5 protein-coding genes are annotated in these 8285 nt (G+C 40.2%); 4 read left to right on the top strand and 1 reads right to left on the bottom strand.

Annotated elements, in window-relative coordinates:
• Positions 1 to 91: 91 nt before the first annotated feature.
• Complete coding sequence (locus ACOVQ4_RS02320; protein WP_421819052.1) at positions 92 to 1726, bottom strand: CotH kinase family protein; 1635 nt, start codon at positions 1724 to 1726, stop codon at positions 92 to 94.
• 258 nt (positions 1727 to 1984) lie between these two features.
• On the opposite strand from ACOVQ4_RS02320, the gene ACOVQ4_RS02315 reads away from it, so the two are divergent.
• The 4 genes from ACOVQ4_RS02315 to ACOVQ4_RS02300 all read left to right on the top strand — a co-directional run.
• On the top strand, positions 1985 to 3349 hold the full coding sequence (locus ACOVQ4_RS02315; RefSeq protein WP_421819051.1) for an SWIM zinc finger family protein: 1365 nt from the start codon (positions 1985 to 1987) through the stop codon (positions 3347 to 3349).
• 114 nt (positions 3350 to 3463) lie between these two features.
• Positions 3464 to 4936 (top strand): DUF5691 domain-containing protein, encoded by a 1473-nt coding sequence (locus ACOVQ4_RS02310; RefSeq protein ID WP_421819050.1) that lies wholly within the window; start codon positions 3464 to 3466, stop codon positions 4934 to 4936.
• Between the two features lie 59 nt (positions 4937 to 4995).
• Positions 4996 to 6075 carry an ATP-binding protein gene (locus tag ACOVQ4_RS02305; protein WP_421819049.1) on the top strand — a complete coding sequence of 360 codons (1080 nt, stop codon included), beginning with the start codon at positions 4996 to 4998 and terminating at the stop codon, positions 6073 to 6075.
• A gap of 60 nt (positions 6076 to 6135) precedes the next feature.
• The coding region (locus tag ACOVQ4_RS02300) for a DUF5682 family protein (protein ID WP_421819048.1) at positions 6136 to 8285 on the top strand (2150 nt) is incomplete at its 3' end.

The following is an 8285-nucleotide window of genomic DNA, read 5'->3' as shown; positions in this document are numbered from 1 at the left end:
AAAAAACACTCTGTGCCTTTGTGCCTGTGTGCCTGTTCACTCTACTACTAAAAAAAACTCTTTGCCTAATGCCTCCTTGCCTATCCCCTATTTACTGAACCACCACTTTTATCCTATCCACAGGTATTCCACCGAGGCGATAGTCGAGGATATAAACTCCTTGAGGAAATTGTCGATTCAATGGTACTTGATATTCTCCCACAGATTGATTTTGGTTGACTACCTCGTGTACTTTTGTTCCTGACAAATCATAAAGATTGATTTCTACTTGCCCCCTTGTCATAACTTCATATCTAACCTGACTGTTTGAAACTGCGGGGTTTGGAAAAATGGTCAGACTTCTTTTAGGTTCAAAAAACTCTTCAATCCCTAAAACTAGCGACTTACTTTGAAACTGCCCATCGAGCCAAAGGCATCTCGAACGAATCCAATCTTTCATAAAATTTAATTCATCCTGAAAAGTCGTACCCACGTAATAGTTTGGCCAAACTTTTGTTCCCAAAACTCCAGGCCATCTTTTGAAATTTCGTGCTACCGCAGGAGCTATAATCTTAGCCGTTGAATCTATCCATTGATTGATACGGTCTGTGGATAAAATAGATTTTCGAAGTTCGCTCCAACGGTTAGAAGCTTTGGTTCTAAAATCTTCATCTTGCACCAGCTTCGACCACCAAAAAGGAGACAAATAAATGTCGCCATTGGAAGACGCCAATGTGTTGATTTGGTATTGCCAACCTGTAGTTTTGTATCCTTCATAATAATCAGCATTGCCATAAGCCAAGTTGTAATCCCAAGCTGGACCCATTTTTAGTCGGGCATCTTTACTATCTTTATCCTTGTAAAAATAGGTGCTGAGACGATAGCCATCAATATTTTTGCTAAGCTCGGTCAAGATAAAATAGTCTACAAAAGAATCCATATCTATCATATTTCGCCAAGCGGCGTCTTTATCGAGTGCTGTATTGGCGTAAAGTTCTTTTTCAAAAGTTGTCATCCAGCCTTTGATATAAGTCAACTGTTTGGAGGTCAAATCGGCATATTTGGGATATTCTACCTGAAAAAGTACAATGGGTGTCCCAATCGTATTTTTCCAAGACCAAGCAGGTGAACCGTTGACTTTATCAATTTTAAGAATATACCCACCCGTAAGGGCATCGCCAGTGCTATCGGTGGTTTTTAGGCTCGAAATATTGACACGGTTTTTATCTCTTTTAATTTTTTCCATCACCAAATACAAACCATCGTACCGCCCGTTGAGTGTGATTTCGCAATAGCGCGTGCGGGTAGCGTATCTTCCCATACGATTCGAAATATCGTATGTTAGGGCATCTCGCATAAAGGTTTTGTCATTATAACTCGCATTGAGCACCCAATCTGACTCTTCGGGCATTCCTAAAAAAGCTATCTTCTGGCTTTTCCCAGTGGTATCTGCCCATAATTCAAAACCATAAGGTTTTTTAGGAAAAAGATCTTTGGAAGTCGAACCCCTCAACTCTATACCCAAATACCCATCATAACCTGTAGGTGTATCGTTGGGTGTATTTGCTCGTCCGTTGCCATTATTGATGAGTTGTAAAGTCCCCAAAATCTTAGGTTCATCGGGAATGGTAGCACCATTTTTTGTCGTAATTTTTAGGATAGGTAAATTAGATTGGTCGAGGGTTTGTGCAAATAGGAAATGATGACATAAAATACCCCAAAAGGTTAGAAGTAATATTTTTTTCATAGTTCAGATAGAATAGTTATTCACAAATATAGTCAATATTTTAGCTGAATAATGATAATCTATCCTGAGACAGAATTCTCTATGAAAGCTATTTATCAATAGAATATAGTCAACTTTCTTAGGCAAAAAGCCGTTTAGCCTGTAATAAAAACCATTTTTTTTATTTTTATCAAAATTAAAGATGTTATAACATTTGTATTTAACTAAAAAAACAAGCTAAATTTAGAGCCAAACTTTTACCCTAGTGTTAAATTATCTATGAACTATTTAACTGACGAGCAGGTTGCCAAGCTTGCTCCTGATGCCTCTTCTTTAAAAGCAGGTAGAGACTTGTCTCAAGAACGCAAATGGCTCAATTTTCAATCCAATGAAAGGGTCTTGTGGGGAGAGCTTCAAGGAAGTGGCAAAAATCCCTATCAAACTCAAGTTGACCTAAACAATACTGCCTTCAAATGCTCTTGTCCGAGCAGAAAATTCCCTTGTAAACACGGTTTGGGACTTTTGTTTTTGGTAGCACAAAAAGAAGGTCAAATTCCCTCAAACCTTGAAGAACCATTGTGGGTAAGCGAGTGGATGAATAAACGAAGTGCCAAAGCAAATAAAGCAGAAGAACCGACAGAGGAAGCATCTCCAGAAACGATTGCGGCTCAAGCCGAAAAGCAAGCTCAAGCCAAAGCCAAACGTCAGGAAGAACGTTATTTGAAAGTCCAAAACGGAATGGCAGAATTAGAACTTTGGCTCAAAGACCTCGTGCAAGCAGGGCTATTGACGATTCCTCAAAAAGGCATACCCTATTTTGAACGCATGGCAGCCCGATTGGTCGACTCACAAGCCAATGGTCTAGCTGGATTGGTAAAGTCTTTTAACAAGTTGGATTTTAGTACAAATGACGACTGGCAAAGAAAATCCTTAGAAATCCTTTCCAAAATCTACTTACTCATCGAATCATTCAATCGCCTAGAACAACTCCCTCCACTAATGCAGGAGGAAGTAAAAGCAAGAATTGGTTGGAATATCCAAACCAAAGAATTATTTGAGCGTGAAGATATTGAAACCATCAAAGATTACTGGTTAGTGATAGGTCGCCAAACTACCATAGAAGAAGGATTAATGATGCAGAAAAACTGGCTTTGGGGACTTAAAAGCCAGAAAAAGGCTCTCGTCTTAAATTTTTCGTTTGGCGGTATGGCCATAGAAACGCCTATTTTGCCAGGTACTGTTGCGCATGCCAATCTGGCTTTTTATCCTAGTCATACTCCCTTAAGAGCTACCGTCAAAGACTACATTTCGACTATCGACTATCTCCCTGAGCCTATTTCTGGAAGCAATTCTTGGGACGAAGTCCACTCAACAGCTGTGGATATTTTAGCACAAAACCCTTGGATAGATATCATTCCTATGTTGATTGAGCAAGTACGTGTCGTATTTCATCAAGGAAAATACTATCTACAGGATGCCAATGAGGCTATTGCGATGATTGATAACTCTGTCAATCAAGAGCAAATCTGGCAATTATTGGCGCTTACAGGTGGCAATGCCGTATCGCTGATGGTGCTATATCAGTTTGATTCAGTTGTACCATTGGGTATCGTTCACAATTATGACTATCTATTATTAGACTAGGCTTACACTTTTAAGCTTTGTTTGTAATAATCAACCTTCGACCAACCATATTTTGCTATTCATATTATGTATTGGAGTCACCTAAAAAAAACGGCCTTATTGGGTACAAACAAAATGCCCTTGCAGCTAGAGCCCTTACCCAACCCAATCAGCGGAGTGCTTTCAGGGGTAAAAAATCCTGAAGATATTTTTTTAAAAGCTTCTAGTATGACGCTTTTATATGAAAAAGCTGGCACTACTCACGAGAAAGTAACTTTTCCTACTCAGGCTTTTTCTGAAACCGAAACCTCCGAGTATTGTTCGAAGAATATCCATGCCATTTGGAAAGGTTTTTTGAATGAAGAGAAACTCAATTATTACTTGGTCGAATATTTACTACTCCAATGTACGCAACATCAGCTGATTGTTCGGGATAACCTGCTTGTTCCTATACTCAGTAAATTTTTTCCAAAATTCAAATCAAAATTATACCCAATTATTGGTAAAAAAGGACTTTGGCTTACCCAGTTTAATCCCGATTGGCAACAAGGTAAGATACTAGTTGACGATGTTTGGGCCGAAGGCAAACCCTCTGCACGAAAATTATATTTTAGTAAATTAAGAAAAGAAAAGCCTCAAGAAGCCTTGGCGCTTTTGGAAGCTTCATGGAGTTCGGAAACGGGAAAAGACCTTAAAGATTTTCTGAATGAATTCTTTCATCAGTTATCCAATCAAGACCTTGATTTTTTGGACAAAGTATACACTGCATTAATCCAAATCAAAAACCCTAAAGAAATAACCACTGATACCCTTAAGATAATCCATCGCCTCAAGCTAGGCATTTATGGTGGAGAATGGGCTAATCAAGTAGCCGAATCCATCATGCCTATACTTTCCAAACACTTGGAGTCAGTTAAAAAAAATAAAGAAATAGCTCAATTCTGGGAGGAGACCAAACTGAGAGAAACGTTAGGAATCGAGGCTATTAGTCCTCACAGAGGTGTTTCAGATGAATTGTATTGGCTTTCTGAAACCTTAGCGTACTTACATCCAACCTATATCATCGAATATTTTGAAAATGATATACCAAAACTTATTCAAAAGTTGGTAGATACGCCTGCGTCGATTTTACTCAATACTTTTGCTAAAAGTATGAAACTTGCAAAGCCTGAGCAAATTGATATTTTCTTATCAAGTTCTGACTTCTCAAAATATGCTTGGCTTGATTTATTGCCATTGCTGAGTTTGGAAAAACAAGAAGCGCTTTTAATGAAAACGGATGCGATTCACTTTGCCCTACTCAAAGATTTTGTCTTACAAAATCCACATCAAACGTTTTCTACAAAATTTTCAACCTTTATTTTATCCCTCTTGGCGTCGGTAGTTGTTCATCCACAATCCCATTACACGCTCATGTACGAGTATGATTTGTTGAATGCCTTAGGGAGAAGTCTTTCGACTCAGCTACTAAAACAACTTGACAATTACCCAGAACAAATTCAGACGGATGCACATAAAAACATGTGGACTCGCTCTGTAATAGCTCCGTTAAAATCTTCGCTACATTACAAAGAGAGAATTCAATCAGAATTTTTACAAAAACGTTAGCTTGTCGCTATTTCAAACAAATAACTCAGTAAACAAGCTTCACATAAACCTTCAACACCATGAACGTATTACGTCAACACGCAGAAGAGCAATTTGCTCATGAACTAGAAGAAATTAGTAAACAAGATAAAAATACTCGCCCGACCAGTTGGAATCTTTCGCCACAGGCGGTCGTACAATATTTAATAGGTGGTAAGCTACCAAATGGCTTTGAGGTATCGCCCAAATACATCGGCAATCGCCGTTTGATGGAAATTGCGGTAGCTACCCTCACCACCGACCGAGCACTGCTATTATATGGATTGCCCGGAACGGCCAAGTCATGGGTAGCTGAGCATTTAGCAGCCGCTATTTCAGGAAACTCTACTTTGCTCGTTCAAGGTACAGCAGGAACCAGCGAAGAGGCCATTCGCTACGGCTGGAATTATGCCAAGTTATTAGCCGAAGGGCCAAGCGAAAATGCCTTGGTAACAACGCCTATGATGCAGGCCATGCGTACAGGAAAAATCGCCAGAATTGAAGAATTAACACGTATCACGGCTGATGTTCAGGACACTTTAATTACTATTTTATCAGAAAAAACACTTCCAATTCCTGAGCTAAACATGGAAGTTCAAGCGGTAAGAGGATTTAATGTTATTGCCACTGCCAACAACCGTGACAAAGGAGTAAACGAACTGTCTGGCGCCTTAAAACGTCGTTTTAATACAGTGATTTTACCTGTTCCAGAAACGATGAAGGAAGAAGTAGAAATTGTACAACATCGTGTATCTAGTTTACAAAAAGCCTTAGAACTTCCTGCCGAAGCCCCTGCTTTAAAAGAAATTCAAAGAATTGTAACCATTTTCCGTGAGTTGCGCGCTGGCGTAACAGCCGACGGCAAAACCAAAATCAAAACGCCATCGAGCACGATGAGTACCGCCGAAGCCATTTCGGTAGTAAATAATGGTTTAGCCTTGGCTGCTCACTTTGGCGATGGTCGCCTCAATGCCGAGGATTTAGCCGCCGGTTTGGTTGGAGCTGTAGTAAAAGACCCGATTCAAGATAAAGTCGTTTGGAATGAATACTTAGAAACAGTCATCAAAACACGAGAAGACTGGAAAGATGTGTATCGTGCTTGTAAAGAGATTGTATTGTAAAATCAGCAATACCTATTCATAACAAACAGAATCTTTAACGCTTAAATCTGCACGTAAAATATGCCCTTAACAATTTTGGGAATACGACATCATGGGGTAGGTTCGACCCAAAATGTAATCGAAATGTTGGAGCAAATCCAGCCAGATATGGTATTGGTAGAAGGCGCTCCAGAACTAGATTCGATGATTTCTTGGATAGGCAACGAACAGCTTCGTCCTCCTGTGGCTGTACTTGGTTATAACGTAGACGACCCTCAACAGGCGACCTTCTACCCTTTTGCGGAGTTTTCACCTGAATGGCAAGCCATCCTTTATGCCAACCAACGCCAAATCCCTGTAAAGATGTTGGATTTGCCTTTGGCAATAGGTTTTCAACAAAAAAAGAATGAAAAAGAAAATGAGACAATAGAAGAAGCCGATAGCGAAGAGACTGAACCAGTAGCGCCTCCGCCTATCCACAAAGACCCTATTGCCTACTTTGCTGAAATAGCGGGTTATGACAATTCGGAGCTATGGTGGGAACATCATTTCGAGCATAACTATATATCTAACAATGCCAAAGAACATTTTGATGCTGTAATGCTCATGATGTCGGAGCTTCGACAAGCCAATATTCCATCGGTTATGGATGAAGAAAATATTGCCCGCGAGGCCTATATGCGTGAGATTATCCGAAAGGCTCAAAACGAACTTTACAGTAACATTGTGGTGGTCTGTGGTGCTTGGCACGCCCCTGCCCTTCTTGATGTAAACACTACTGCCAAAGCCGACACAAAGCTCCTTAAGTCTTTACCCAAAACTAAAATCAAAGTAGCTACTACTTGGATTCCATGGACAAACCAGCGTTTATCCATGCACTCAGGATACGGTGCAGGAATTACCTCGCCAGGTTGGTATGACTTTTTATGGAAAAACGGAAATCGACCAGATTTTGCGATAGAATGGCTGAGTCACGTGGCGAGGCTTTTCCGCAAAAAACAAATTGATATATCTACTGCTCACGTCATAGAGGCATTTCGTTTGGCCGAAACCCTAAGCAGTTTACGAGGACTTTCTCGCATCGGTCTACTCGAGCTCAATGAGGCAACCCAAACGGTGATGTGCATGGGCGATACCGTTTTGCTGAGTTTGGTCAAAGATAAACTTATTGTAGCCAATCGTTTGGGCGAAGTTCCAGACGAATTACCCAAAGTACCCTTACAGCTTGATTTTGAAAAACTGGCAAAAAGTAATCGTTTGGCGCTTAGTGCCGAAAAGAAAGATTATGAGTTAGACCTTCGAAAAGAGTTAGACCTCAATCGAAGTAAGATGATTCATCGTTTGGATATTTTGGAAATCAATTGGGGACAAAAGGTATATGCCCGTAGCAAAGGAACTTTTAAAGAAGCATGGACTTTGGCTTGGAAACCCGAAATGTACCTTTCCTTGATTGATAAAGCCGTTTGGGGTAATACCCTCGAAGATGCTTGTACCAAATACCTGATAGATACTAGCCAAAAATCGCAACATATCGGAAAAATTGCCGACAATATTCAAAAAGCCATCCCTGCTGAGCTGTTTGTAGCTATTGAATTTTTATTAAAAAAAATTGATGAAGTTGCCACCATCTCAGCCGACATTCTCGACCTGATGACCGCCCTCAAACCGATGGTAGAAGTTAGTAGATACGGAAATGTTCGCAAAACAGACTTAGGTGCTATTCGCCAAATTGTAGATAGCCTCCTCACCCGAATTTGCATAGGCTTACCCAATACTTGCTATGGGCTTGACGATGACAATTCAAGAAAAGTATTTGAACATATTCAACAAGTTAATGAAGCTACCAAGCTTATCGAAAACGACGAACTAACTAAGCTATGGTTCGAAACCCTCAAAAAGCTATTGAATAAAGACGGCGTTCATAGTATCATTCAAGGATGTACCTGTCGCTTGTTGCTCGATGCCCATGAGATAGATACCGAAGAAACCGCAGAACGATTTGCTTGGGCCTTGTCGCAAGGACAAGAACCCAATTTTTCGGCAGGATGGCTCGAAGGATTTCTCAAAGGAAGCGGTGTTATTTTGATATACGACCATGTCCTTTGGAATCTTCTTTACAAATGGGTAGTGGAACTTCCACAGGAATATTTCACAGAGTTATTGCCTATTTTACGACGTACTTTTTCACACTTTATACCCAATGAGCGTAAGCAACTTGGCGAAAAAGCCAA

Source organism: Flectobacillus sp. (assembly GCF_049240685.1).
GTDB lineage: Bacteria > Bacteroidota > Bacteroidia > Cytophagales > Spirosomataceae > Flectobacillus.
Note: the sequence above shows the minus strand (reverse complement) of the source record. Positions and strands in the feature narration are given on the sequence as shown.

Bases quoted from the DNA above. Each gene is read 5' to 3' on its own strand.
- ACOVQ4_RS02320 (WP_421819052.1), bottom strand. From the start codon at position 1,726: ATGAAAAAAATATTACTTCTAACCTTTTGGGGTATTTTATGTCATCAT.
- ACOVQ4_RS02315 (WP_421819051.1), top strand. From the start codon at position 1,985: ATGAACTATTTAACTGACGAGCAGGTTGCCAAGCTTGCTCCTGATGCC.
- ACOVQ4_RS02310 (WP_421819050.1), top strand. From the start codon at position 3,464: ATGCCCTTGCAGCTAGAGCCCTTACCCAACCCAATCAGCGGAGTGCTT.
- ACOVQ4_RS02305 (WP_421819049.1), top strand. From the start codon at position 4,996: ATGAACGTATTACGTCAACACGCAGAAGAGCAATTTGCTCATGAACTA.